Raw genomic sequence first — 25,551 nt, 5'->3', positions numbered from 1 at the left:
TGGGGAGAGTTCCGCGCATCCGCACTCGCTACGCGCGAGATGCACCCAATGCCGCATTGGGTGCATCTGACGCACCCAATGCGGCGTTCGGTGCGTGGCACACACCCCATGCCGCATCGGGGCCGGGAGGGGCGGGGTGGTCACCCGAACGCCGCGTCGGGGCGGTTCCGCCCGGGCGGACACCCCGTTTGCCGTAGCGGCGCGGCCCGGGCGGGGCGAGCGTCCGGTTGTCGCATCGGGGTGCCCCGGGGCCGGGCCGACACCCGGTTGCCGTAGCGGAGCCGGGAAGGGTTGTCCGTTTCCGGTCAGGTTTGCGGGGCGGCCTTGACATCGATGTCACCCGCGCGTTGAGCTTCCGGCACCCCGGGATTTCGCGAAGTCCCGGGCCCCCGATCCCCTGACGAACTGGGAGCAATGATGCCCCGAAGCGCCAGACCGTTGCATGCCGTGCTCGTCGCGGCGGTGGCGGCTGCGGGCTTGGTCGTCCTGCCCGCCGCGGCCGGTGCCGCGCCGGGCGAGGCCGCCCCGCCGGACTTCGTTTCTTCGTTCGAGCCGAACGACCCGCAACCGATCCAGGACGCTGTCGACACCGATGCCGCCGGGAAGCCGCGGGCTTCGGGTGTGGACGGCGCGAACGGGACCGCGATCCCCGGCGACATCCGGGGCAAGGTCACCGACATCAGCGCTACCAGCGAGAACACCGGCGGCGGCGAGGTCGCCGCGAACCTGATCGACGGCAGCACCGGCACGAAGTGGCTGTCGTGGGATCCGACCGCGTCGGTGACGTTCACGCTGTCGGAGCCGACGAAGATCACGCATTACGCGGTGTCCTCGGCGAACGACGCGCCCGGCCGCGATCCGCGGGACTGGACGCTGCGCGGTTCGAACGACGGCCAGCAGTGGACCGATCTGGACAAGCAGGCGGGCCAGTCGTTCGACAAGCGGTTCCAGCAGAACGACTACAAGCTGTCCGCGCCGAGCGACGCGTACCGCTATTACCGGCTGGATGTCACGCGCAACAACGGCGACGACATCATGCAGTTCTCGGAGCTGCTGCTGGCCAACGACGATCCGGCCCCGCCGCCGTTGCCGAACATGCGCAGCGTCGTGGATTCGGGCCCGAGCCAGGGCTACACGAACAAGAACCGGGTCGGGTTCACCGGCAAGAAGGCGTTCCGGTACTCCGGCAGCCAGCCCAAGGCCGGGCACGGGTATTCCTACAACAAGGTCTACGACGTCGATCTCCCGGTGACGGAGACGAGCGAGCTGTCGTACAAGGTGCAGCCGCAGTTCGTCGAGGGCGATCTGAAGTACCCGAGCACGAACGTCGCGGTCGACCTCGACTTCACCGACGGCACGCATCTGCGCGATCTCGGCGCGACCGACCAGTACGGGTTCCCGCTGACGCCGGAGGGCCAGGGCGCGAGCAAGGTCCTCTACGCGAACCAGTGGAACCTGGTGCGGTCGGCGATCGGGCGGGTCGCGGCGGGCAAGACGATCGACCGGATCGCGATCGGCTACGACAACCCGGACGGGCCGGCGCAGTTCGCGGGCTGGCTGGACGACCTGAAAATCTCGGCGACGCCGACTCCCCCGGCCAGCACTCGGCCCAGCGACAACGTGCTCACCACTCGCGGCACCATGGCGAACGGCACGTTCTCGCGCGGCAACAACTTCCCGGCGACCGCGGTGCCGCACGGCTTCAACTTCTGGACGCCGGTGACCGACGCGGGTTCGGCGAGCTGGCTGTACAACTACCATTCGCAGAACAACGCGGACAATCTCCCGCAGCTGCAGGCGTTCAGCGTGAGCCACGAGCCGAGCCCGTGGATGGGCGACCGGCAGAGTTTCCAGGTGATGCCGTCGGCGGCGAGCGGGGTGCCGGACGCGAACCGCGACAAGCGGGCGCTGCCGTTCGCGCACGACAACGAGGTGGCGCGGGCGCATTACTACGGCGTCACGTTCCAGAACGGGATCAAGACCGAGATCGCGCCGACCGATCACGCGGCGATGATGCGGTTCTCCTTCCCGGGCGCTGATTCCAGCCTGATCTTCGACAACGTCAACAACTCCGGCGGGCTCACGCTCGACCCGGCGCACGGCACGCTCAGCGGGTATTCCGACGCGAAGAGCGGGCTGTCGGCGGGCGCCGGGCGGATGTTCGTCTACGCGACGTTCGACAAGCCCGTCACGACCGGCGGCAAGCTGACCGGGCAGAACCGCGACAACGTGACCGGCTATCTGCGGTTCGACGCGGGCGCGGACAAGACGGTGACGATGCGGATCGCGACGTCGCTGATCAGCGTGGACCAGGCGAAGAAGAACCTGGAGCAGGAGATCGCCCCGAACGCCGGGTTCGACTCGGTGCGGGACGCGGCTCAGCGGGCGTGGGACAAGCAGCTCGGCGTGATCGAGGTCGAGGGCGCGTCGAAGGACCAGCTGGAGACGTTGTATTCCAACCTGTACCGGCTGTTCCTGTACCCGAACGAGGGTTTCGAGAACGTCGGCACGAAGGAGGCGCCGAAGTACCGGTATGCGAGCCCGGTTTCGCCGAAGGCGGGCCCGGACACCGCGACGCAGACCGGGTCGAAGGTCGTCGACGGGCAGACGTATGTGAACAACGGGTTCTGGGACACCTACCGCACGACGTGGCCGGCGTATTCGCTGCTCACGCCGGACATGGCGGGCAAGATGGTGGACGGTTTCGTGCAGCAGTACCGCGACGGCGGCTGGATCGCGCGCTGGTCCTCCCCCGGTTACGCGGACCTGATGACCGGGACGAGCTCGGATGTCGCGTTCGCCGACGCCTACCAGAAGGGCGTGACGAACTTCGACGTCAAGGCGGCCTATGACGCGGCGCTGAAGAACGCGACGGTGACGCCGCCGAACTCGGCGGTCGGCCGCAAGGGTCTGGACCAGTCGATTTTCCTCGGGTACACGCCGAATTCGACCGGCGAGGGCTTCTCGTGGGCGATCGAGGGCTACGTCAACGACTTCGGCATCGCGAACCTGTCGAAGAAGCTGTACGACCAGGCCGCGGCGAACGATCCGCGCAAGGCGGAGTACCTGGAGAACTACCAGTACTTCACCAGCCGGGCGCAGCAGTACGTGAACCTGTTCGACCCGAGCACCGGGTTCTTCCAGGGCAAGGACGCGAGCGGGAAGTTCACGAAGGCCAAGGCCGATTACGACCCGCGCCAGTGGGGCGGGGACTACACCGAGACCGACGGCTGGAACATGGCCTTCACCGTGCCGCAGGACGGGCAGGGGCTGGCGAATCTCTACGGCGGTAAGGACAAGCTGGGCGCCAAGCTCGACCAGTTCTTCGCCGACCAGGAGACGGCGAATTTCCCGGGCAGCTACGGCGGCGTGATCCACGAGATGCGGGAGGCGCGGGACGTGCGGATGGGCCAGTACGGCCACTCCAACCAGCCTTCGCACCACATCCTCTACATGTACGACTACGCGGGCCAGCCGGCGAAGACGCAGGCGAAGGTGCGCGAAGCGGTGTCGCGGCTGTACACCGGCAGCGAATTGGGCCAGGGCTACGCGGGCGACGAGGACAACGGCGAGATGTCCGCGTGGTACGTGTTCAGCTCGCTGGGCTTCTACCCGCTGCAGATGGGCAGCCCGGATTACGCGATCGGGTCGCCGCTGTTCACCAAGGCGACCGTGCACCTGCCCGGCGGGGACCTGGTGATCAACGCGCCGAAGAACTCGGCGAAGAACGTCTACGTCCAGGGCCTGAAGGTCAACGGGAAGAACTGGACGTCGACCTCGCTGCCGCACGACGTGCTCGCGCACGGCGCCACGCTCGACTTCGACATGGGCCCGAACCCGTCGACGTGGGGCACCGGCGCGGGCGACGCGCCGAAGTCGATCACCACGGGCGACGCGGCGCCGACGCCGCTGCACGACGAGACCGGGCCGGGGCTGGGCACGCTGTCCACTTCGGACGGTTCGGACGCGTCGGCGTTGCTGGACAACACCTCGCGCACGCAGGCGAAGGTGACCGGTGCGGTGCAGTACCAGCTGAAGTCGACCGACGAGGCGGTCACGCACTACACGCTCACCTCCGGCACCGGGGCGGGCGACGCGAAGAGCTGGACGCTGAAGGGTTCGTACGACGGGAAGAACTGGACGGTCGCCGATCAGCAGACCGACCAGTCGTTCCAGTGGCGGCAGCAGACCCGGGCGTTCGCGGTGAAGAACCCGGCGCATTACGCCTACTACCGGCTGGAGGTCACCGCGACCACCGGCGGTCCGGCGACGCTGGCGGAGTTCGAGCTGCTGGGCCGTCCGGACGCGTCGTGCACCAAGACGCTGACGGGTGTGCAGAACGGCCCGCTGACCGTGTCGAGCGGCGTGGTGTGCTTGAACGGCGCGACGGTGTCGGGTCCGGTGAACGTGGCGCGCGGCGCTTCGCTGATCGTGCGCGGCGGCCAGATCACCGGCCCGCTCGCGGCGGCCGGCGCGGCGCAGGTCGTGCTGAACCGGACGAAGGTGGCCGGTCCGGTGTCGATCACCGGCAGCACGGGTCCGGTATCGATCGAGCTGACCGACATCTCGGGCCCGGTGAACCTGACCGGGAACCAGGGGCCGCTGATCACGAGCAGCACCGTGGGCGGGCCGCTGGCCTGCACGGGCAACTCCCCCGCCCCGACCGACCACGACCTCGCCAACACCGTCCGCGGCCCGTCCGCCGGGCAGTGCGCGCAGTTGTGATCGGCTGATTTCCCCAGTCGCAGGCCAGGTCGCCCGGATCCGTTCCGGGCGCCTGGCCTGCGGCGCGTCCGGCTACTTGTCCGGGCAGTCGGCTTCGGTCCAGGCCGCGGTCAGGTCGCGGCTGACGACGGTGAGCGATCCGGCGAGGAAGCCGATCTCGTGACTGCAGCCGTGGTCGTGGGGCAGGATCTCGTCCAGGGTGACCGCGCCGAAGCCGGTCCAGTCGGCCGGGTCGTGGGTGAGGGTGCGGAGGTCCGCGTAGCGGATGCTCAGGTCTTCATCGTGTTTCCAGCAGTTGTGGCGGAAGCCGAGTTGCAGCCAGTCCTCGCCGTCCGTGGTTCCGCGCAGGAGGGTGTCGAGCACGAGGTCTTTGACGCACCTCTTGCCGGGGAAGTCGTAGTGGTCCGGGTCGGCGGCGAACGCCCGGGCGCCGGGCGGGAGCTCGGGCGAGAGCGCGGGCAGCAGCCGGAGATACGCCTGGGGGTCGAGGTAGTTGCCCGTCCCGGTCGCTTCCACCCTGACGTGTTTCATCGCCGCACCAGCTTATTCGGTGGCTCGCCCGCCCGAAGCCGTGGGAGCGTCGCGTCATGGAGATCACCTACGCCTGGCGAGCCGACCTCGCCGACGCGCAGCTCGTCGCTCTCACCGAAGCGCACGGCGGAGACGCGGAACCCGGCTGGTGGGACCGAGCGAGGCAGCACAGTCTCGGCTGGGTCAGCGCTCACGACGGCGATCAGCTGGTCGGCTTCGCGAACCTGGCCTGGGACGGCGCCGACCACGCGTTCCTCCTCGACCCGAAGGTGCACGCGGACTGGCAGCACCGCGGCATCGGCACCGAACTCGTCCGCCGGGCGCGGGATGCCGCGAGGGACGCGGGCTGCGAGTGGCTGCACGTCGACTTCGAACCGCGCCTGCGCCCGTTCTACTTCGATGCCTGCGGGTTCACCTCCACTGACGCGGGGTTGATCCGGCTCACCGCGAGCTGATCCGGCACGGCCGGTGCGGGAGCGATTACCGTGGGGGCGTGACCACGGCTGCGTTCTTCTCCTCGTTCGAAGCGGGCGATCCGCAGCCGGTCGCGGGGGCGCGGGTGGACAGCGGGCCGGGGCAGTCGCCGACCGCGAAGACCGGCGTGGGGTTCACCGGGGCGAAAGCCTTGCGCTACCGGGCCGGGCCGCCGGCCGTGTTGTTCGAGGTGGACATTCCGGTCACTGACCACAGTGCACTGTCGTATGTGGTCTTCCCCGCCTCCGACGGTCCGGTGCCGAGTTACCGCAGCACGCGGGTCGCGCTCGATGTCGAGTTCGACGACGGCAGCCGCGCAGGGTTCTCCCCCGACGAGAAAGCGCTCTACGTCGACCAGTGGAACCTGGTGCGCCGTCCGCTGAACGCGTTCGCCGGACGGCGGGTGCGGCGGATCCTGCTGACGACCGCGTTCGACGGCGACGGAACGGGCTGGCTGGACGACGTCCGGATCGCCGAGTATCCGCCGGAGCGCAAAGATCCAGTCGACTGGGTTCGCACGACGCGCGGCACGCATTCCAGCAACGAGTTCTCGCGCGGCAACACCTTCCCGGCCACCGCGGTCCCGCACGGGTTCAACTTCTGGACCCCGGTCACCGACGCGCGGGCGCTGAACTGGTTCTACTCCTACCACCGGCACAACGACGAGCGGAACGAGCCGCGGCTGCAGGCGTTCGGGCTCAGCCACCAGCCGAGTCCGTGGATGGGCGACCGGCACACCTTCCACCTCATGCCCGGCTCCGGACCGGTCGAGCCGGACCGCGGGCGGCGTTCGCTGGCGTTCAGCCACGACGACGAGACCGACCGGCCGCACCATTACCGCGTCCGGTTCCGCGGCGGCATCACCGCCGAGGTCGCGCCGGCCGAGCACGCGGCGATGTTCCGGTTCGCGTTCCCGGCCGAACGCGGCTGGGTGCTGTTCGACAACGCCCGCAACCGCGGCGGTGTCCGGATCGACGCCGAGCGCGGGATCGTCACCGGGCACACGTGGGTGCGGAGCGGGCTGTCGACCGGCGCGCGGCGGATGTTCGTCTACGCCGAAGCTGACCAGCGGCCGTCGGGCGGCGGGCGGATCCGGCGGCCGTTCTGGCGGACGGTGACCGGCAGCCTGGAGTTCGCCGAGCCCGAGGTGACGCTGCGGATCGCGACGTCGCTGATCAGCCTGGCGCAGGCGAAACGCAATCTGGCGCTGGAAATCCCGGCGGGCACGACGTTCGACCAGGTCCGGGACCGGGCGCGGGAACGCTGGCAGGAGGTGCTCGGCCGGGTCGAGCTGGAGGGCGCGTCCAAGGACGAGCTCACCACTTTCTACTCGTGTCTCTACCGCCTGTTCCTGTATCCGAACGTCGCGCACGAGAACACGCCGCGCGGCATCCGGCACGCGAGCCCGGTCGTGCGGAGCTTCCGGCCGAGCACGCGGCGGCGCACCGGCGCGAAAGTCGTCGACGGCGAGTTGTACGTCAACAACGGCTTCTGGGATACCTACCGCACCGCCTGGCCCGCGTACGCGCTGCTCGCGCCGCGCCAGTGCGGCCGGATGATCGACGGTTTCGTGCAGCAGTACCGCGAAGGCGGCTGGATCGCCCGCTGGTCCTCCCCCGGCTACGCCGACCTGATGACCGGCACCAGCTCCGACGTCGCGTTCGCCGACGCGTACCTGAAGGGCGTCACGAACTTCGACGTCGAGGCCGCCTACGACGCCGCGCTCAAGAACGCCACCGTCGCCCCGCCGCGCAAAGGCGTGGGCCGCAAGGGTCTCGACCGCTCCCCGTTCCTCGGCTACACGCCGACCTCGACGCGCGGCGGCCTGTCCTGGGCGCTCGAAGGCTGTCTCAACGACTTCGGCCTCGCCAACCTGTCCGACGCGCTCGCCCGGGAAAGCAGCGGCGCGCGGGCCCGCCGGTTCGCCGACAACGCCGTCTACTTCCGCCAGCGCGCCCAGCACTACGCCAACCACTTCGACGCGCGGACCGGCTTCTTCCAGGGCCGCACCCTCGACGGCGGCTGGCGGCACGCGGCCGAAGGATTCGACCCCACGGCGTGGGGCCCGGACTACGTGGAGACCAACGCCTGGAACACCGCGTTCTCCGTGCCGCACGACGGTCCCGGTCTCGCCGCGCTCCACGGCGGCCCGGCGGGTCTCGAGGCGAAACTCGACGAGTTCTTCCGGCTCCCGGAAACCGGCCAGGGCGGCCGGATCCACGAGATGACCGAGGCCCGCGACGTGCGGATGGGCCAATACGGGCATTCCAACCAGCCCTCGCACCACATCCCGTTCGTCTACGCCTTCGCCGGGGCGCAGGGGAAACTGCAGCGGACCGTCCGCGAGGTGCTGCGCCGGCTGTACGTCGGCAGCGAGCTCGGCCAGGGCTATCCCGGGGACGAGGACAACGGCGAAATGTCGGCCTGGTATGTCTTCACCGCCCTCGGTCTCTACCCGCTGGCCGTCGGCAGCCCGCGGTACGCGGCGTGCGCGCCGCTGTTCCGCTCCGCCACCGTGCACCTCGACAACGGAAAGGACCTGGTGATCCGAGCACCCCGCGCCGCGACCGCCGACAGCGCGGCCGACACGCCGTACGTGCACGGCCTGACTGTCGACGGCGAACCGCACCCTTCGGCCACCCTCGCGCACGCGGTCCTCGCGCGCGGCGCCGTGCTGGAGTTCGACGTCCGCGCCGAACCCGGCGACTGGGGCACGGAGCCGGTCGCCCCGGCCGCCCCCGCGCCGCTGCGCGACCTCGCCGTCCGCACTGTCCACGGCGTTCTGGCGGACAACACCAGCCGCACCCAAGCCGTCTTCCGCACGCCCAGGCCGACCATCGCGTTCGCCGTCGAAGGCGAGCCGCGCGAGGTCGTCCTCTACACGCTCACCTCCGGCAGCCGCGCGGGCGATCCGAAGGACTGGGTGCTCGAAGGCTCCGACGACGGGCGCCAGTGGCGGGCCCTGGACGAACGCTCCGGCGAGGTGTTCCGGTGGCGGCGCCAGATCCGGCCGTTCGTGCTCGCCGAACCCGCCGCGTGCCGGCACTACCGGCTGCGGGTCCGCGCCTCGACCCGGCGGCACGTCGCCCTCGCCCAGTGGGAGCTGCTCGCCCGATGATCACCGACGTGCGCAACGCCTTCCTCGACCGGCTGGCGGCGGCCGACCCCGGGCTCGTCCGGCTGCGGCTCGCCGCGTCCGCGGTGCTCGGCATCGTCATCGCGGTCCTCGCGATGCTGCCGCTGCATTTCCCGCTCACCACGACGCTCGTCGCGGCCATCGCGGCGATGATGAGCGCGTTCACCGTCAACGACGCCACCAGCGGCGGCCAGGCCGTCACGCTGCTGCTCGCGCTCGTGGTCGGGGCCGCGTCGATCACCGCCGCGTGCTTCGGCTCCGCGTACGCGCCCGCGGACAGCGTCGTGTTCGTGCTGCTGATCTTCGTCGCGGTGTACGTGCAGCGGTTCGGCGCCCGCGGCATCGCGCTCGGGTCGATGGCGTTCTTCTTGTTCTTCTTCCCGATGTTCCTGCAGGCGCACCTCGCGCAGGTGCCGCACCTGCTGCTCGCGCTGGCGATCGGGGTCGCGGCGAACGCCGTCGTGCGGTTCCTTCTCTTGCGCCGCAACGCCGAAAGCGAGCTGATCCGCTACCGGCAGGCGTTCCGGGCCCGGCTCGGCGCGGCGGTGCGGGCGACCGAGGCGTACATCTCGTCCGGCGGCTCGGACCGCAGCGACCGGCAGATCCGCACGTCGGTGGAGCGGCTGCACGAGGTGGTCCTGCTGATCGAGGACCACGCTCCCGACGTGGTCGACGACCGCCGCGCCGACCAGCTGCGCCGCCGGGTGATCGAGGTCGAACTGGCCGTGCAGTGGCTGGTGATCACCGTGCGCCGGACCTGCTCGCAGCCGCTGCCCGAGGGTGTCGCGGACGATCTCGTGGCCCGGCTGTCCCGGTTCCGGTCGCTGATGGAACGCGACCCGCGCGACCTGCCGCTGATCAGCGAGACCGGCGAGTACAGCCGGATGCTCGTGGAAGGCAGCCGGATCGACGAACGCGCGCACCCCGGCGACGGCGTCCGCCGCGCGATCGCCGAACTGGCCGTCGCGGACGACCGAGCGCAGCGGATCGCCAGCCTGCAGTCCGAAGTGGACTTCTCCGTCGGGGAGGACGAGGACGACGAACCGACCAAGGCGTTCGCCTACGACAACCAGACCCGCGGCGCGATCCAGGCCGTGCTCGGCGGCGGGCTCGCCGTGCTGGCCGGGCAGCTGATCTCGCCGCAGCGCTGGTACTGGGCGGTGCTGACGGTGTTCGTCGTGTTCATCGGCACCTCCAGCGCGGGCGCGCGGTTCGTGAAAGGCATGCGCCGCACCGGAGGGACCCTGCTGGGCATCGTCGGCGGCGTCGCGCTGGCGCTGCTGGTCAGCGGGAACACCCCGGCGATCCTCGCGCTGCTGCTGGTCTGCGTGTTCGGCATGGTCTACACCGCGCGGGTTTCGCAGTTCCTGATGGCGTTCTTCGTGACCAGCATGCTCGGCTTGCTCTACAGCCTGCTCGGCACGTTCAGCATCGAGGTGCTGTGGATCCGGGTCGCCGAAACCGCGGTCGGCGCGGCGTGCGGGCTGCTCGCCGCCGTGGTGGTGCTGCCGGTCCGCACGCGCGCGGTGATGCTGGACGACATCGCGATCGCGCTCGACGAACTGCACGAGTTCATCGAGTCAGCCGCGACCCTGCTCTCCGGCCGGGAGAACGTGAACATCATCGAAATGTCCCGCGACCTCGACCGCGCGGTCGAACAGGTGCGGCTGACCATCGAACCGCTCACCCACCCGATCAACCTGCGCAGCGCCCGCCGCGACTACGGCTGGCACGTGCTGACCACGTTGGAGGGCATCGCCTTCCGCGCCCGGCACGTGGCCGCCCGCGCGCAGCCAGGCCAGCTCGCCGGCCCGGTCTCGGAACGGCTGGACCAGTTCGCCGGCCGGATCATCGCGAACGTCGACCTCGTGCACGAGGCGGTCAGCAACCCCGGCGGCACGCGGCCGCGCAAGCTCGTCCGCGACGACGGCACCCCGGTCGCCGACCGGATCGACGAGGCCGAGACCCGCGCCGTGCTGTCCAGCCTGAGCCACCTCGACGAGGGCTTGATCGCGCTGGGCCGCGTGCTCGGCGTCGGCGCGCAGGACCCGCCGCGGCACAGCTGACCTACGCGGAGGCGGCGTCGAGGATCCGCAGCTCGTCGTCGCTCAGCTCCACGTCGTGCATCGCGACCAGCGCGGGCACCTGCTCGACCGTGCGCGCGGACGCGATCGGCGCGGCCACCGTCGGCTGCTGCGCGAGCCAGGCCAGCGCGACTGTCGCCATCTCCGCGCCGCGCGCCTTCGCGACCTCCTCCAGCGCCGCGAGCACCTTCACGCCGTGCTCGGTGTCCGCGTAACCCCCGGCGAGCCCCGGCAGGTTGCGGATGTTGTCCACCTGCTGGCCCGGACGGTACTTGCCGGTCAGGAACCCCGACGCCAGACCGAAATACGGCACGCAGGCCACCCCGTGCCGCTGCACGATCCCCCGCCGCTCGCTCTCGTACTCGTCCCGCGCGACGAGGTTGTACTTCGGCTGCAACGCCACGTACTTCGCCAGCCCCTCGCGGTCGGAGAACTCCAGCGACTCGGCCAGCCGCTCCGGGCTGATGTTCGACGCCGCGATCGCGCGGACCTTGCCTTCCTTCACCAGCTCGTCCAGCGCAGTGACGATGTCCGCGACCGGAACCGATTCGTCGTCGAAATGCGTGTAGTACAGGTCGATCCGCTCGATCCCCAGCCGCCGCAACGACTCCTCGGCCGCGGCCTTGACGTTCGCCGGCGCGAGCCCCTTGAACTCCGGATGGTCCCCGACCTTCGTCGCCACGACCACGTCGTCCCGGTTCCGCCGCGAGGCGAGCCACTTGCCGAGGATGGTCTCGGACTGTCCCGGCTCGTTGCCCGGGAACTGGTACATGTACGAATCGGCCGTGTCGACGAAGTTCCCGCCCGCCTCGGCGTAGGCGTCCAGCACCGCGAACGACGCCGGTTCGCCGGCGGTCCAGCCGAACACGTTCCCGCCGAGACACAGCGGGGAGACGGCGAGGTCGGATGAGCCCAGTGTGCGAAGTGCGACCATGATCGCATTCAAGCACTCCCCGCCCGCCGATGCCCGTGCCAGCGAGCGATTCTGCCCGCTCGTACCTCGCCCGCCCGCAAACCTGGCAGGATCGATCTTCTCGCACAGCTTTCCGGGGAGGCAGCTGATGAGAAGACCGGCGGTCGACGACCCGCTCTGGCTGGGTCAGTACCGAGTGCTCGCGGAACTGGCCCGGGACGAGACCACCCGGGTCCTGCTCGGCAGCGGACCGGACGACCGTCTGGTCGCGCTCACGCTGGCGCCCCGGCAGTCCGCCGAAGCCGCGGCGTTGAGCGCGGTGCTCGAGGCCGACCCGGACGCGTCCACACCTTGGTGGGCACAAGAATTCGTGCCCGGCCCCTCACTGCGGGACGTACCCGACGCACTGCCCGAACCCGCGGTGCTCCGGCTGGCCGCCGGAATCGCGGCCGACCTGACCCGGCTCCACAGCGCCGGGCTCGCGCACGGGAAGCTGACGCCGTCCCACATCCGGCTCACCAGCAGCGGAGCGAGGCTCATCGCCCGCGCGACCGGCGACGACCCAGCCGACGACGTCTTCGCGCTCGGCACCCTTCTCGCCGCGAAGTCCGCGCTTCCCGAAGCACTCCGCCCATGCCTCGCGGAAAACCCCGCCGACCGGCCCACCGCCGCCGAATTGCTCGAAGCGCTCAGGCCGTCCGCAGACCCGTGGCCGCCCGCCGTCGAGAAACTCGTCGCCGAACGAACCGCCGAACTCGCCCAGTTCCTCGACGGCCAGCACATGCCGCTGGACGACTCGGTGATCTACCAAGTCTCCGACACCCCGCCGCCCCCGCGACGTGCCGCCCCGCGTCGGCGGAACCTGATCAGCGCGCTCGCCCTGGTGATCGCCGGACTCGCCGCTTGGATCGCGTGGCCGGACCCGCCCGCACCCCCGCCCGCACCCCCGTCGCCGCTCACCGAATCCGGCTTCCTCGTCGCGCGCGGACATCCGCAGTACGTCACGTTCAACCACGACGGCCGGCTCCTCGCGACGGCGAACGCCGACTTCACCATCGACGTCCTGGACGTCGTGACCCGCAAACCGGTCGGCCCGCGCATCGGCCCCTTCCCCGAAACCGGCTTGCCCGGCATGACCTTCCGCTCCGACGGCATCACCCTGGCCACCGCGCAGGTCAAAGACAACCAGTTCACGGCGCGCACCTGGGACTCGCGAACCGGCCGGGAAATCGGCGAACCCCTCGTGCTCGAGAACATCGACCGCGGCGGCGCCTGGCCCGAGCTCAGCCCCGACGGCAGCGTCGCGGCGGTGCCGATGGCCTCCCCGCGCAGGACCGACCTGTGGCGCGTCGCCGACCGCACCCGCATCGGCAGCATCGACACGCCAGCCGCCTTCCGGGTCTCGGCATTCAGCCCCGACGGACGCACCCTCGCCGTCTACCAGTGGGACGGCCACTCCGCCCACACCAGTCAGCTCGACCTGTGGGACACAGCTTCGCTCAAGACAGCGGGAAAACCGATCGTCTTCTCCGAGTCCGAGCCGATCTGCTGCCTCGCCTTCCGGCCGGACGGCCGGACGTTGATCACCACCAGCGCCGGAGCCGGTGCACCGCCGCAGGTGCGGCAGTGGGACACCGCCACGCACGAGCAGCTGCGCCCGGCGTTTTCCCTGGCGCCGGCTCCTGCCTACGGGGAAATGAGGGAAGCCTACGTCTTCATGGCTTCAGCCGGGCTGGACGAGCAGCACCTCCTCGCGCTCGCGGCGGGAACCGTCACGGTCCGGGACCTCGACGGCCAACAGGACGGCGCCAGTCTCCCCGGAATCCTCAGCTTCGCGGTCAGCCCGGACCGGAAAACCATCGCCACCACTACCGGCTCGACAGCGGACACGACCGTGCACCTGTGGCGCAAACCCTGACCCCGCACCACATGCCGCGACGGAGCCCTCGGTACTTGGACCCGACGCCGTTGGACTAGGCGGCACTCCGAGCCACACGGTCCGTCGCCCCGGGTCAGCGGGCGAAAGCGGGCGGCGCGCCCATCGGGCTGAGGTGCATCCCCGCGATCCGCCAGCCGTCCTCGCCGCGCACCAGCACGTGGGTCGCCCGGAAGGTGCCGTCCACGCGGTTGCCCTGATGGGTCGCTTCCTGGTCGTGTACGCCGATCGCGATCGCCGTGTCGCCGTGGACGCGCACCTCGACGTCGCGCCAGTCGAGGCGCTGCGTCGCCAGCGCGCCCGACTCGTAGCGGTCCAGCCACTGCCGCCGGTCGAGCACGAATCCGAGCGGTCCGACGAGCCGGAAGCCGTCGGCGACCAGGCCGCTCAAGGTGTCTGTGTCGCCCGCGACCTCGGCGGCCGCCCAGCGTTTGCCCAGGTCGGAGATCTCCGCAGCATCCATAGTGTCCTCCAGTGCCGATCGATGAGACACCACAAACGTTAGATATCGAATCGTTCGTCGTCAAACGGTTAGAGTTCGACGAACCTGCGGTACCGTCCTCTCCGTGCCCCGACCCGCCACCCCGCCGCTCGGCGTTCTCCTCGCCCGCACCGCCAAGACCGCGGGCCAGGCGTTCGACCGCGCGCTCGCCGAGGTCGGCGGATCGCAGCCGGTCTGGCAGATCCTCATCGCGCTCAAAACCCGACAGCACGCGAGCCAGCGCGAACTCGCCGACGCCGTCGGCATCCAGGGCGCGACGCTCACCCACCACCTCAACGGCATGGAAACCGCCGGCCTGCTCACCCGCACCCGCGACCCGGAAAACCGGCGCGTGCACCAGGTCGAGCTGACCGACTACGGCGAACGCACCTTCCACCGCCTCGCCGACGCCGCGATCGCGCACGACAAGCGGATGCGCCGCGGGTTCACCGACGACGAAATCGCGACCCTGGCCGCATTGCTGGGCAGGCTCGCGGAAAACGTCGCGCAGCCGGACCCGTGAGCGCCCGAGGAAGCGCTCACGGGTCCGCGTCCCGCAGTTACCGGGTTTCCGGGCAGGTCTTCCAGGCGAAGTGGTAAACCGTCTGGACGCTGCCGTCCGTCGAGTCCATCGTCAGGAAGCTCGTCGTCTTCGCCGGATCCGAAGTGCCGGCATACGCCCGCAATTCCGTATTGATGTTCAGGTTCCGCTCCTGCCCGCACGGTTCGTAGATAATCGCGTCGATGTCGGTCGAATCCGAGAATTGCCAGTCATTGTCGTAGAACCCGTCGAGCCGATGCGTCGCGTACGCGGTCGGCGAGTTCCCCTGGAAATAGTAGTTCGCGCGCTCCACGCCGTACGCGCCGTTTTCCAGGTGCCCGAACCCGCGGTAGTCCGCCGAGGCGATCCCGTAGGTGAACCCCTGCGGCACGTGCACGCGGAGGCCGATCTGGCAGTTCTTCCGGAAGTCCGTCGGCTGCGCGCCGACGCCGACCTGCGCGGTGTATTGGCTGTAGGTGACGGTGAACGCGGTGTTGTCCGCGGAAACCGAAACCGCGGCCGTGTCCGGCGGGCAGCCGGTCCCGTTCACGGTCGCCACGTCGATGATAATTTTGTCCGGCGGCGGATTCTGCGGCCAAGACTGCGGGGTAATTGTCGAAGAAAGCGCCAAAAGAGCAGCGGCCATCGTGGCAAGCATGGGTTCCTTCCCATTACTTCCGGGTGGGTGGGGGTTTCGACAGGGTAGCGCAACAACTGTGCGGCTAGTCCCACTGAATGGAGCAACGCCGTTGCTTAGCTGTGCACAGTAACGTGTTCACAAGCCGTTGACAAAAGCTATTATGGACAATTGACGAATCAACAAAAATGATTCAAAAATAAACGACGCAGCACCTGCTGCCCCAGCAGGTCCGGACAATTCGGCGAAAAAGACCGCGGAAACCGGGGCATTCAGGACAGTTCGGGTGTCGCACCCGCTACCTCGCCGACCCGCTCTTCCCGGGGCGATTCGGCGGACCGCCCCGCCCGTCGCCGTCCGACCCGAATCTCCGCTCCCGCACGCCCGTCGCGACCGCGCGCGCCCGCAACTCGATCGTGATCTCGAGTTACGCCCTTCGCCCCACGACTTAAGGCGGATCGCCCGGGACGCGAACGTGATCCTGGCTACCGTGACTGGACGCACCCGGACGACGCCCGCCGGTAGGGCTAGCATCCTCGGTACTAGCCAAAGTCGTCTCAAGCTGGAGAAGCGCAATGACCCAAGCCCCTGTCAACGTCACCGTCACCGGTGCGGCCGGCCAGATCGGCTACGCGCTGCTGTTCCGCATCGCGTCCGGTCAGCTGCTCGGCGCCGACACCCCGGTGAAGCTGCGGCTCCTGGAGATCCCCCAGGCGGTCAAGGCGGCTGAGGGCACCGCGATGGAGCTGGACGACGGCGCGTTCCCGCTGCTCGCCGGCATCGACATCTTCGACGACCCGAAGCAGGCCTTCTCCGGCGCGAACATCGGCCTCCTGGTCGGCGCCCGCCCGCGCAGCAAGGGCATGGAGCGCGGCGACCTGCTCGAGGCCAACGGCGGCATCTTCAAGCCCCAGGGCGAGGCGATCAACGCGGGCGCGGCCGACGACATCAAGGTGCTCGTGGTCGGCAACCCGGCCAACACCAACGCGCTCATCGCCCAGTCGCACGCCCCCGACGTGCCCGCCGAGCGCTTCACCGCGATGACCCGCCTCGACCACAACCGCGCGCTGGCCCAACTGGCCAAGAAGCTGAACGTGGCCGTGACCGACCTGAAGAAGGTCGCGATCTGGGGCAACCACTCGGCCACCCAGTACCCGTCGGTGCAGCACGCCGAGGTCAACGGCAAGAACGTCGCCGAGACCATCAACGACGAGGCGTGGCTCGCCGACACCTTCATCCCGACCGTCGCCAAGCGCGGCGCCGCGATCATCGAGGCCCGCGGCCTCTCCTCGGCCGCCTCCGCCGCGTCGGCCGCGATCGACCACGTCTACACCTGGGTCAACGGCACCCCCGAGGGCGACTGGACCTCGGCCGGCGTCGTCTCCGACGGCTCCTACGGCGTCCCGGAGGGCCTCATCTCCTCCTTCCCGGTCACCGCGAAGGACGGCAAGTACGAGATCGTGCAGGGCCTGGAGATCGACGAGTTCTCCCGCCCGCGCATCGACGCCTCCGTGGCCGAACTGGCCGAGGAGCGCGACGCGGTCCGCAAGCTGGGCCTGATCTGAGGTTCGTTTTCCGCGATGGCCGCCCCGGTTTCGGGGCGGCCATCGTTCGTTTTCGCGTCCTGTGCAGTTGTTTTGGAGGTGCGGGACGCACGGGTATCTCGCGGGCTTGGTCGTTTTTTGATCGCCTGCCGTATAGGTCGTTATACAGTTGAGAGGAGTTCGTGGAGTCGGCGGGCGGTGGCGAAGTCGGGCACCGTGTGCGTCCCGTCGCGGAGGTCCGCGGCCAGGTGGTCGTAGACCCGGCCTACATTCGCCGCCTGGACGGGCAATTCGCTGGGATCGCGCACCGGGACCACCGTCCATTCCGGACTGCCAGGGCGGAACAATCGCAGCTCCAGCCCACCGATCTGCAGCTGCGCGGCCCACGGATCGGTCTCCGGCGCGGATGTCAGCGCAAGATTTCCTTCGGTGCCCGCGATCTCGATCCGCGTCCGGGGCATCGTGGCTTCCCCGTCGTGCAGGTGGACGGACACCACTGCCCCGCCGTCGAGTTCGGCGTGCGCGAGGAAGTGATCCGGCGCCGTGACGTCGATCGGCTCCCCCGTTTCGGCGACGCGATGCGAGCCGTTCCGGATCGCGGTCCGGGCGGTCAGCTCGCGGATCGGCCCGAGCAGGTACTGCACCAGACCGAGCGTGTGCCCGCCGAGGACTTCGACCAGCCCGGCACCGCTGCCGCGGTCGTAGGTGTAAGCAGTCCAACCGGGAACGTCGCGAGTGTTTCCCTTGCTGCGCGAACTGTAGACGGTCGCGGACTGCACCTCGCCGATCTCCCCGACCATTTCGCGAGCCCGGCGGACGGTCGGCGAGAACCGCGCTTGCAGACCCACCGCCGTGTGCACTCCGGCCCGCTCCCCCGCCGCAGCCAGCGCGGCGGCTTCGTCCGCGGTCGTCGCCAACGGCCACTCGCAGTAGACATGCTTGCCTGCCTCAAGCGCAGCCGTCACCAACTCAACGTGCGCGGGCACCTTCACTGTGACGACCACCAGGTCGACGTCAGGGTGCTCGGCGAGACTCCGCGCGTCAGTAAAGGCATGCCGCGCACCGAACCGGGCGCGCGCCTCTTCCGCGCTGCTGGTGCGCGTGGTGGCGACGGCAGCAAGCGAGAAGCTGGGCGACGCGGCGATGGCGGGAATGTGCGCCCGCGCGGCCCAGCCCCGATCCGGGTTCGCGCCGAGGATTCCGACGCCGATCGGCTTGGTCAAGTCCCCACCTCCACTAAACGGGTCACGTTGTTCCGGTTCTGCCAAGCTACCAGAAGCGGAACAGAGTGACCCGCTTGGTTTAGACTGCGGGAATGCCGGACTCCGCCGTCGCAGCGCTGCTCGCCCAAGGCCGACCGCGCGCGGACGCGCAGCGCAACGTCGAGCGGTTGGTGGCAGCGACCCGCGAAGCGCTCGACGAGCTAGGACTCGCGGTCACGACCCGCGACATCGCACAGCGCGCGGGCGTCGGCCTAGGCACGCTGTATCGGCGCGTGCCGTCGTTGGACGCGCTCCTCGCCGCCATCCTCACCGACACCATCGACGAGATGACCGACCGCGCCGCGCGCGTACTCGACTCCCCCGATCCATGGCAGGGATTCGCTGAATTCGCCGAAACCTACGTCCAACTCCGCGCGGCCAGCTGCGGACTGCACGACGCCCTCTCCGGCCGCGGCGAACGCCTCGACCTGGAGGAACGGATCACCCGGCTGCAGCGGGCGGTGCGACAGCTGGTCGAGCGGGCGCAACAGGCCGGCGCCCTCCGCGCCGACCTCGACTGGCGGGACGTCCCGTTCGCGCTCGCCACCGCGATCCCGCCGGACCACACGATCGGCCTCGTCCCGGGCGACGACCAGTGGCGGCGGAACCTCCGCATCATCCTCGACGGCCTGCGCCCGGCACGATCGCCTGCTCCAGCAGGCCCTGCAGCACCCGCTGCTCCTGCGGACTGAGCCCGGCCAGCGGCGAATCCCGGGTGAGCAGTTCGAGCAGCCGCTCGCGCAGCGCCGTGCCGTCCTCGGTGAGGACGAGATGCCTGGCGCGCCGGTCGGTCGGATGCGCGCGCCGCTCGATCAGCCCCTGTTTTTCCAGCTTGTCGACGACGAACGTGGCGTTCGACGGTTCGCAGCTCATCCGCTCGGCCAGCTCGCGCATCGTCATCGGGCCGGTCAGCTCGCGCAGCGCGGTGGCCTGCGGGGCGGTCAGCCCCAGCGTCACCGCGCGCTCGCGGACGTGGTCGGCGATCTGCTGCGCCAGCCCGTTCACCAGACCGCACAGTTCGCGTTCGGCGACCGCCCGGGATTCCGTCATGAGCCCATCCTACCAACTCCATCAAGCCAGCATATTTAGAGCTTGAATGTTTCTAGCTTGATGCTTATGGTCGGAGTAGACCGAGGGAAGGGAACAAGACCGTGCTCGACGACCGACTGCGCAGGCCCGCGCAGAGCCGCACAATCCACCTGGGCGAGACGAAGGTGTCCTACGTGCCGGACGGGGCGGTGCAAGGGAATCCGCGGCTATGGCTGCCCGCCAGCACCGCCGAGACCTGGTCCGCGCATCCGGAGTACCTGGACGACGACGGCTACCTCGTCGCGAGCATCGGCGGACTGCTGGTAGAACGCGATGGCCGGGCGTTGCTGATCGACGCCGGGTTCGGCCCGCAGACGGTGCCTGCTGAGCCAGGCGCGCCGAACGGCGTGCTGTACGGCGGTGCGCTGCTCGACAACCTGGCCGCGCTCGGGCGCAAACCGGAAGACGTCGAGGCCGTGGCGCTCACGCACTTGCACTCCGACCACATCGGCTGGGCACTGCAGCCCGCGTTCGCGCACGCCGAATATCTGGTCACCGAACCGGAGTGGGCACAGCGCGAGAGCGATGCGATGGCACCGCAGGTCCGGACGATCTCGGACGGACAGGAAGTACTTCCCGGCGTCCAGGTACGCTTCGCCGCCGGGCACACGCCGGGACACGCCGAGTACGTCATCACCGACGGCGGCCAACGGCTGATCGCTTTCGGCGACGCCGTCCATTCGCCGATCCAGATCGAAAACCCGGACTGGTCCTGCGTCTACGACCACGATCCGGTCGAGGCCGCGAGCCACCGCCGGAAGCTCGTCGCGGAACTGGCCGAGCCCGGCACGATCGGCTTCGGGAACCACTTCGCCGACGTCGTCTTCGGGCGCGTCCGCGACGGCCGCTGGCAGCCGCTCGACCGCTAAGGTCGGGTGGATGGCCCGGCTGATCCACCTCAACGGCCCGTCCGGCATCGGGAAATCCACCGTCGCGCGGCGCTACGCCGATCTCCACCCGGGAGTGCTCGATCTCGACGCCGACCAGGTGATCATGATGATCGGCGGCTGGCGGACCGCGTTGCGGGACACGCTTCCCGCCGCGCGCCGGCTCGCGCTCGCCATGGCGGAAACGCATCTGCGGTCCGGGCACGACGTCGTCATGCCACAGCTGGTGGCCCGCGTCGAGCAGGCCGAGCGGTTCGAGGAGGCGGCCCGCGCGGCCGGCGGCGAGTACGTCGAGATCGTGCTCGCCGCGCCCCGGCCGCAGGCGAAGGCCCGGTTCGCCGCGCGCGGCGAGCACGCAGCCGCCGACGCGATGGCCGAACTGGGCGGTCCGGGCGCGCTCGACCGCATCCACGACCACGTCGCGGAGTATCTTCCGCTCCGTCCACAGTGCACAGTGCTGGACACCGAACACCTCGACCCGGACGAAACGTACGCGAGGGTCGCGGAAATCGTTGCCCGCCGAGCAGCGGCGGAAGTACCGAGTGCACGGAACGGGGACCAAACGGGAAGCCTGCCGCCCGGCCCGGCCTGAGCGCGGTATATGTCGAGGAGTGCCAGGACACAGAGCCGACGCGGTCCGGCCGCCGTTTTCCGGGCGGACCGCGCGCACCGGACCCGGTGTCGCCGCGCGCATCGCCGCCGCGGAAATCGCAGCTGATTCCGGCGCATTCCTGATTCTCGACGACGAGCGACAGACCAGTCCGCAGCGAGCGCCCGTCAACGGCCCGGTTTCCGCACTCCCCGATCCGCGCAGGTCCTTCCGGAAGAGACTCCCATGCCCGAACCCGTTGCCCGCACGGACTTCCCCACGCCGCCCTGGCTGCTCAGCGCGAGCGACGGCGTTGCCCTGCGCGCCCTCGCCGCGGGCCTCGTCGACAGCACGGCGTCCGACCTCGACCTCGCCTACTTCCTCGCGACCCGGCCCCCGCGCGCGCTCCGCGTCCACATCCCAGCCGGCGACCGCACCGCTCTCGAAGCGGTCGCGAGCGGCCAGACGCCCGGCGAGCCCGTGCTGGAGCGTCCCCGGCTGACGTTCGTCTCCCGCGGCAGCAAACTCGCCCCGGGCCGAGAAACCGAGTTCTCGCAACGATTTCCGCTCTTCGCCGACACCTTCGACACGATGTTGGGCGACTACCAGGACTGGCTCTTCGCTTTCCAGGCCGCACTGTGCTGCCTGCTGGACTCGTGGGGCCTCCGCCCGGAAGCCGTCGCCCGCGTAACCCGAAGGCCCTGGGACGACACCAGCCTCGTCCTGGACCTCACGCCGTCCTCCGTTCGGGAACTGTTCGCCGAACTCGCCCGGCTGCACACCGCAGGCATCCCCGTCGCCTGGACCGAGGTCTTCGCCGGGAGCGGCGCGCGACGAGTAGACCTGCCCGCCGAAACCCTGCTGTATCGCCCCCGCTGGGTCCCCGTCCCAGCGCGGCCCGGCGAAGCGGAAATCCTCGAAATCCCCGCCAGCAACGACATCCACTCCCTCACGCTGGACGCCCTGCGCCCCCGCGAGGATCGGCTCGTCGTCACGACCAACGCCACCGGACCGGATCCCGATCTCGTGAGCGCCGCCGCCTGGGGCCTCCTCAACGCCGCCAAGGTCACCGCCGTCGACCTCGACCGGCCGACCCCCGCCGCCGACATCCTCGACCTCGTCGGCGGCAACACCGAACCCCGGCTCGCCATCCGCGACGGCGTCCCGCACGCCTTCCGGGTCGCACCCGCTGCCCCTTCCGCCGCCCGGCCGATCGACCCGTCCGGCACCGTCCTCGTCACCGGCGGCACCGGCCGGATCGGCACCTTGCTGGCCGAGCATCTCGTCGCCGAGCACGGCGTCCGGCACCTGGTGCTTGCCAGCCGCAGCGGCCCCGCCGCCGAACGCCGCCCGACCGATCTCGACGCGGACGTCCGCATCGCCGCCATCGACGCCGCCGACCCGGGTCAGGTCGAAAGTCTCATCGCGTCCTGCAATCCGCCGCTGACCGCCGTCATCCACTGCGCCGCGGTCTTCGACGACCCCTTCGCGGCCGCGCGAACCCCCGAATGCCCCGACCCGCTCCTGCGCGCCAAAGCCGACTCCGCCTGGGTCCTCCACGAAGCGACCAAACACCTGCCGCTGTCAGCGTTCGTACTCTTCTCGTCGCTCGCCGGAACCTTCGGCGAATCCGGCGCGAGCTACGCCGCCGCGAACCGGTTCCTCGACGCCCTCGCCACCCACCGACGCGTGAACGGGCTGCCCGCGGTGTCGATCGCGTGGGGCAGATGGGACCCGGCCGTCTTCGACGCCGCGCTCGGCAGCGACGAACCGGTCCTGCTCGGCCCCGGCGCTTCACCCGCCGAAGAAATCCGCCCGCCCCTGGACCCCTTCCCCGCACTGCTGACGAGTGTCCCGGCCGGAAGATGACATCCGTCATCGGGTCCGCGCGCGGAGAAGCCCAATACTCAGTGCCATGAAGAAACTCCGGCTCGCAGCCGCCGCCCTCACCGCCGGACTCGCCATGCTCGTCCCGACCGTCGCCGACGCCGCGCCGATGCCGCTCACCTTCGGCATCTACCCGGGCGGTTACGCGGGCGGCGGGTCCACCACGGGCAAACCCGACAATCCGGCCGAGGTGCGGAAAGCGTTGGCACAGCTGCAATCCGGGCACCGGCCGTTCCTGCTCCGCGATTACCTCGGCTGCGGCAGCGCCTTCCCCGACGACGAAATGCAGTACCTCGCCCCGGGCCGCCGCCTCGACGTCGTGCTCAGCTACTCCGGCGAGAGCATGCCGGAATGGCAGGCCTGTGTGGACAAGACGGTGCACCGCTACGGTCCGATCGCCGACACCATCTCGGTCACCCTCGAGCAGAACGTGGTGCCCCAGCCGAACGGCGACACCGCGCTCGTCCAAGGCGTCATCACCGGCAAGAAGGCAGCCGACCGGGATGGGTTCGAGCGGCTGCAGATCGGGTTCGACGAGGTCGCCTACACCCAGCCGTTCACGCAGTTCTGGCAGCACCTCGCCCAACTGGGCGGAGCGGAGTTCAGCCGCTCGGTCGGCTTCGTCGGCGTCGACCTCTACCCCGACGCCGGGCTGCCGGGCATCCCGCCGGTGCCCGACCTGGCCGGGTTCGTCCACCAGACCCTGCACACCGTCCGCACCCAGGAGATGCCCATCGCCGGCCTCGGCCGCGACGTGCCGATCCGCGTGTCGGAGAACGGCTGGGCGACCCACACCGCCCAGCGCACGCCAGCCGGCCAGGCCCGCGCGCTGACCACGGAAATCCTGGCGGTCAACCAGGATCGGGTCACGGAAAACGTCGCCAGCTACGAGATGTTCGCCCTGCGCGACGACGTCACCGGCTCCCCCAGCCCGTTCGACAACTTCGGCGTCCTCACCGACGACTACGCCCCGAAGCCGATGTACTGGCTGTACCGCGGATTGATCTCGGCTCTCTCGTGAGCGGTTTTTCCTTGAAACGCAAGCCGGGCGCTGGGCAGATTTTTTCGCTCAGCGCCCGGCTGTATAGGTCGTTATACACTAATCAGGCGACGGAGATGTCGTCCGCGTAGATCGCGCTCTGGCCGTACCAGCCGTGGACGTACAAGGTCACTGCGCCGGACGCGCCGGTCGTGAACGGGATGGTCAGCTTGGTCCAGCTGGAGTTGGCGGTCCACGAGCTGGCCGTCGCTCCCCCGCGGACGCCGGCGTAGGCGTAGCCGCCCTGGACCCACGCGGTCAGGGTGTACGCGTGGTTCGGCGCGAGCGTCAGGTTCTGCGTCGCTTCCCCGGTGGTCGACGCCGTCGGCGACACCTGCAGTGCGTGGCTGCCGGAGTGCACCGGCGAGGACACGATCGTCCCGCCGCTCCACGGGCTGAGCGCTCCCGTTTCGAAGTTGCCGTTGACGACGCTGCCGGTCGGGCTCGTTCCGTTGACCGTCAACGTGTACGTCGCGGTGTGGCTGCCGCCGCCCGCGACCGAGCCGGTGATCGTCAGCGGGTAGACGCCCGGCTGAGTCGCGGCGGTCGTGGTGATCGACAGGTTCGCGCTCTCCCCCGCCTTGACCGTCGTCGGGCTGACCGACGCGGTCACGCCGCCGGGCGCGCCGCTCACCGAAAGCGAAACCTGTTGCGCCGTACCGGAAGTCACCGCGGTGGTCACCTTGCCGGCGGCCGAACCGCCCGGGTCGACCGAAGCCGAGGCCGGGCTCGCGGTCACCGAGAAGTCGTTGCCCGGCACCGGAGTTCCGCCGGTGAACGGGGCGAACGTGTGGCTGAAGTACCACTTGTCCTGCGGGATGCCGGAGCAGGTGTCCTGTGCGCCGGTGCCGGGACAGGTGCCGTTGTCGCGCTGCAGCGCCCAGAACGACAGCATGTTGATGCCCTTGGACACCGCCCAGTTGTAGACGGTGACCGCGTCGGCCGTGGTGAACGTTTCCGCGGCGCCGAAGTCGTCGATGCCCGGCATCTCGGTGATGCCGACCATCCCCCACAGCTGTTCCTGCGTCTTGCCCGGATACAGCGACGCCAGCTGCGAGACCAGCCCGGCCGCCGCCGTCTGGGTGTCCTGGGCCATGTTGTGCGTGGCGTTGTCGTAGTAGTCGAAGGTCATCAGGTTGACCACGTCGACCTTGGCCCCGTTGGACACCGCGTTCCGCAGCACGTCCAGCGCACTGGTGAGACCGCTCGTCGTGGTCGGCAGCGTGTAGGAGATCTGGAGCTGGCGCCCGTTGGCCGCGGCCCAGTCCTGGACCTTCTTGATCGCCTTGTTCCGGCGGTCGATGCCCGCGGAGTTGGTCAGCGAGTTGTCCTCGATGTCCATGTCCAGGCGCGGCACGTCGTAGGTGGTGATCAGCGATTCGTACGCGGCCGCGATCTGGTCGACGTTCGTGCAGCTGTCGGCGATCTCGGTGGCGTTGTGGTCCGCGGTGTAGCCGCCGAACGACGGGATCACGTCCCCGCCGCGCGAGCGGATGGTGCGGAAATCCGCCCCGAACGTCGAGTCCGACACCGGCATGCTGGCGTCGCCGTTCCAGAGGACGGTGCACGAACCCGAGGACGCGGTCTGCAGGAACGCCATCGTCAGGTGCTTGACGCCCGCTTCCTGGGCCATCGCGGCCGGGCTCTGGCCGTTCCAGGACTCGAAGTAGGGCGCGAACACGTGGTTCGGCAACGGGGTCGCGGCGTGCGCGGGCGCCGCGGTGGCGACCAGCACTCCGAGCGGAGCCGCCGCGGCGGCCAGGACAGCGGACAATCGTGACAAGTGACTTCTTCGT

At 69.8% G+C, this 25,551-nt stretch carries 19 protein-coding genes; 12 read left to right on the top strand and 7 right to left on the bottom strand.

The features are described 5' to 3' along the window. The first annotated feature begins 417 nt into the window (after nucleotides 1–417). On the top strand, nucleotides 418–4,725 hold the full coding sequence (locus FKO37_RS25625; protein ID WP_238606041.1) for a GH92 family glycosyl hydrolase: 4,308 nt from the start codon (nucleotides 418–420) through the stop codon (nucleotides 4,723–4,725). Between the two features lie 72 nt (nucleotides 4,726–4,797). Here FKO37_RS25625 and FKO37_RS25620 read toward each other — a convergent pair whose 3' ends face one another. Then, nucleotides 4,798–5,256: a hypothetical protein gene (locus tag FKO37_RS25620; protein WP_238606040.1), complete on the bottom strand. Its 459-nt coding sequence runs from the start codon at nucleotides 5,254–5,256 to the stop codon at nucleotides 4,798–4,800. Between the two features lie 56 nt (nucleotides 5,257–5,312). Here FKO37_RS25620 and FKO37_RS25615 point away from each other — a divergent pair, with 56 nt between their 5' ends. From FKO37_RS25615 to FKO37_RS25605, 3 genes are read left to right on the top strand one after another with little or no spacing between them, the layout of a single operon-like run. Next, a complete protein-coding gene (locus FKO37_RS25615; RefSeq protein ID WP_238606039.1) occupies nucleotides 5,313–5,711 on the top strand; it encodes a GNAT family N-acetyltransferase in 399 nt (132 codons plus the stop codon). Between the two features lie 38 nt (nucleotides 5,712–5,749). Further along, a complete protein-coding gene (locus FKO37_RS25610; RefSeq protein WP_238606038.1) occupies nucleotides 5,750–8,848 on the top strand; it encodes a GH92 family glycosyl hydrolase in 3,099 nt (1,032 codons plus the stop codon). Continuing rightward, entirely contained in the window at nucleotides 8,845–10,932 is a 2,088-nt protein-coding gene (locus FKO37_RS25605; RefSeq protein ID WP_238606037.1) for an FUSC family protein, read from the top strand. The genes FKO37_RS25610 and FKO37_RS25605 overlap by 4 nt, the downstream gene beginning before the upstream one ends. 1 nt (nucleotide 10,933) lies before the next feature. Here the strand turns inward: FKO37_RS25605 and FKO37_RS25600 are convergent, their stop codons facing one another. Next, on the bottom strand, nucleotides 10,934–11,884 hold the full coding sequence (locus FKO37_RS25600; RefSeq protein ID WP_238606036.1) for an aldo/keto reductase: 951 nt from the start codon (nucleotides 11,882–11,884) through the stop codon (nucleotides 10,934–10,936). Between the two features lie 127 nt (nucleotides 11,885–12,011). Here FKO37_RS25600 and FKO37_RS25595 point away from each other — a divergent pair, with 127 nt between their 5' ends. Continuing rightward, nucleotides 12,012–13,781: a protein kinase family protein gene (locus FKO37_RS25595; RefSeq protein WP_238606035.1), complete on the top strand. Its 1,770-nt coding sequence runs from the start codon at nucleotides 12,012–12,014 to the stop codon at nucleotides 13,779–13,781. Between the two features lie 94 nt (nucleotides 13,782–13,875). On the opposite strand, the gene FKO37_RS25590 is transcribed toward FKO37_RS25595, so the two are convergent. Next, nucleotides 13,876–14,262, bottom strand: a complete 387-nt coding sequence (locus FKO37_RS25590; RefSeq protein ID WP_238606034.1) for a nuclear transport factor 2 family protein — start codon at nucleotides 14,260–14,262, stop codon at nucleotides 13,876–13,878. Between the two features lie 103 nt (nucleotides 14,263–14,365). Here FKO37_RS25590 and FKO37_RS25585 point away from each other — a divergent pair, with 103 nt between their 5' ends. Continuing rightward, nucleotides 14,366–14,803 (top strand): MarR family transcriptional regulator, encoded by a 438-nt coding sequence (locus FKO37_RS25585; protein ID WP_238606033.1) that lies wholly within the window; start codon nucleotides 14,366–14,368, stop codon nucleotides 14,801–14,803. A gap of 37 nt (nucleotides 14,804–14,840) precedes the next feature. Here the strand turns inward: FKO37_RS25585 and FKO37_RS25580 are convergent, their stop codons facing one another. Then, nucleotides 14,841–15,479: a DUF4360 domain-containing protein gene (locus FKO37_RS25580; protein WP_238606032.1), complete on the bottom strand. Its 639-nt coding sequence runs from the start codon at nucleotides 15,477–15,479 to the stop codon at nucleotides 14,841–14,843. Nucleotides 15,480–16,033: 554 nt separating this feature from the next. Between FKO37_RS25580 and FKO37_RS25575 the strand changes: the two genes are divergently transcribed. Then, nucleotides 16,034–17,023 carry a malate dehydrogenase gene (locus tag FKO37_RS25575; RefSeq protein ID WP_037805932.1) on the top strand — a complete coding sequence of 330 codons (990 nt, stop codon included), beginning with the start codon at nucleotides 16,034–16,036 and terminating at the stop codon, nucleotides 17,021–17,023. A gap of 140 nt (nucleotides 17,024–17,163) precedes the next feature. On the opposite strand, the gene FKO37_RS25570 is transcribed toward FKO37_RS25575, so the two are convergent. Beyond that, a complete protein-coding gene (locus tag FKO37_RS25570) occupies nucleotides 17,164–18,225 on the bottom strand; it encodes a Gfo/Idh/MocA family protein (protein WP_238606031.1) in 1,062 nt (353 codons plus the stop codon). Nucleotides 18,226–18,317: 92 nt separating this feature from the next. On the opposite strand from FKO37_RS25570, the gene FKO37_RS25565 reads away from it, so the two are divergent. Continuing rightward, a complete protein-coding gene (locus FKO37_RS25565; RefSeq protein WP_238606030.1) occupies nucleotides 18,318–18,956 on the top strand; it encodes a TetR/AcrR family transcriptional regulator in 639 nt (212 codons plus the stop codon). Here FKO37_RS25565 and FKO37_RS25560 read toward each other — a convergent pair. Continuing rightward, complete coding sequence (locus FKO37_RS25560; protein ID WP_037805929.1) at nucleotides 18,880–19,314, bottom strand: MarR family winged helix-turn-helix transcriptional regulator; 435 nt, start codon at nucleotides 19,312–19,314, stop codon at nucleotides 18,880–18,882. The genes FKO37_RS25565 and FKO37_RS25560 overlap by 77 nt on opposite strands. Nucleotides 19,315–19,415: 101 nt before the next feature. On the opposite strand from FKO37_RS25560, the gene FKO37_RS25555 reads away from it, so the two are divergent. From FKO37_RS25555 to FKO37_RS25540, 4 genes are all read left to right on the top strand, one after another. Further along, entirely contained in the window at nucleotides 19,416–20,222 is an 807-nt protein-coding gene (locus FKO37_RS25555; protein ID WP_238606029.1) for an MBL fold metallo-hydrolase, read from the top strand. Nucleotides 20,223–20,232: 10 nt separating this feature from the next. Next, on the top strand, nucleotides 20,233–20,832 hold the full coding sequence (locus FKO37_RS25550) for an AAA family ATPase (protein WP_238606028.1): 600 nt from the start codon (nucleotides 20,233–20,235) through the stop codon (nucleotides 20,830–20,832). Nucleotides 20,833–21,075: 243 nt separating this feature from the next. After that, entirely contained in the window at nucleotides 21,076–22,698 is a 1,623-nt protein-coding gene (locus FKO37_RS25545) for a KR domain-containing protein (protein WP_238606027.1), read from the top strand. Nucleotides 22,699–22,744: 46 nt separating this feature from the next. Next, the gene (locus FKO37_RS25540) at nucleotides 22,745–23,737 is read left to right on the top strand and encodes a hypothetical protein (protein ID WP_238606026.1); all 993 of its coding nucleotides are present in this window, start codon (nucleotides 22,745–22,747) and stop codon (nucleotides 23,735–23,737) included. 82 nt (nucleotides 23,738–23,819) lie between these two features. Here FKO37_RS25540 and FKO37_RS25535 read toward each other — a convergent pair whose 3' ends face one another. Beyond that, nucleotides 23,820–25,538, bottom strand: coding sequence for a glycosyl hydrolase family 18 protein (locus tag FKO37_RS25535; protein WP_238606025.1), 1,719 nt, complete (start codon nucleotides 25,536–25,538; stop codon nucleotides 23,820–23,822). Between the last annotated feature and the right edge of the window lie 13 nt (nucleotides 25,539–25,551).

Origin of the sequence: Amycolatopsis sp. Poz14 (genome assembly GCF_006704225.1) — a bacterium.
Taxonomy (GTDB): Bacteria; Actinomycetota; Actinomycetes; order Mycobacteriales; family Pseudonocardiaceae; genus Amycolatopsis; species Amycolatopsis nivea.
The sequence above is the reverse complement of the archived record's forward strand: the minus strand, read 5'-3'. Positions and strand labels throughout refer to the sequence as shown.

What these genes read in the sequence shown, in the direction of transcription:
- FKO37_RS25550 (WP_238606028.1), top strand. Translation starts at nt 20,233, where the DNA reads ATGGCCCGGCTGATCCACCTCAACGGCCCGTCCGGCATCGGGAAATCC.
- FKO37_RS25605 (WP_238606037.1), top strand. Translation starts at nt 8,845, where the DNA reads ATGATCACCGACGTGCGCAACGCCTTCCTCGACCGGCTGGCGGCGGCC.
- FKO37_RS25545 (WP_238606027.1), top strand. Translation starts at nt 21,076, where the DNA reads ATGCCCGAACCCGTTGCCCGCACGGACTTCCCCACGCCGCCCTGGCTG.
- FKO37_RS25575 (WP_037805932.1), top strand. Translation starts at nt 16,034, where the DNA reads ATGACCCAAGCCCCTGTCAACGTCACCGTCACCGGTGCGGCCGGCCAG.
- FKO37_RS25595 (WP_238606035.1), top strand. Translation starts at nt 12,012, where the DNA reads ATGAGAAGACCGGCGGTCGACGACCCGCTCTGGCTGGGTCAGTACCGA.
- FKO37_RS25600 (WP_238606036.1), bottom strand. Translation starts at nt 11,884, where the DNA reads ATGGTCGCACTTCGCACACTGGGCTCATCCGACCTCGCCGTCTCCCCG.
- FKO37_RS25580 (WP_238606032.1), bottom strand. Translation starts at nt 15,479, where the DNA reads ATGCTTGCCACGATGGCCGCTGCTCTTTTGGCGCTTTCTTCGACAATT.
- FKO37_RS25560 (WP_037805929.1), bottom strand. Translation starts at nt 19,314, where the DNA reads ATGACGGAATCCCGGGCGGTCGCCGAACGCGAACTGTGCGGTCTGGTG.
- FKO37_RS25620 (WP_238606040.1), bottom strand. Translation starts at nt 5,256, where the DNA reads ATGAAACACGTCAGGGTGGAAGCGACCGGGACGGGCAACTACCTCGAC.
- FKO37_RS25590 (WP_238606034.1), bottom strand. Translation starts at nt 14,262, where the DNA reads ATGGATGCTGCGGAGATCTCCGACCTGGGCAAACGCTGGGCGGCCGCC.
- FKO37_RS25615 (WP_238606039.1), top strand. Translation starts at nt 5,313, where the DNA reads ATGGAGATCACCTACGCCTGGCGAGCCGACCTCGCCGACGCGCAGCTC.
- FKO37_RS25565 (WP_238606030.1), top strand. Translation starts at nt 18,318, where the DNA reads ATGCCGGACTCCGCCGTCGCAGCGCTGCTCGCCCAAGGCCGACCGCGC.
- FKO37_RS25625 (WP_238606041.1), top strand. Translation starts at nt 418, where the DNA reads ATGCCCCGAAGCGCCAGACCGTTGCATGCCGTGCTCGTCGCGGCGGTG.
- FKO37_RS25540 (WP_238606026.1), top strand. Translation starts at nt 22,745, where the DNA reads ATGAAGAAACTCCGGCTCGCAGCCGCCGCCCTCACCGCCGGACTCGCC.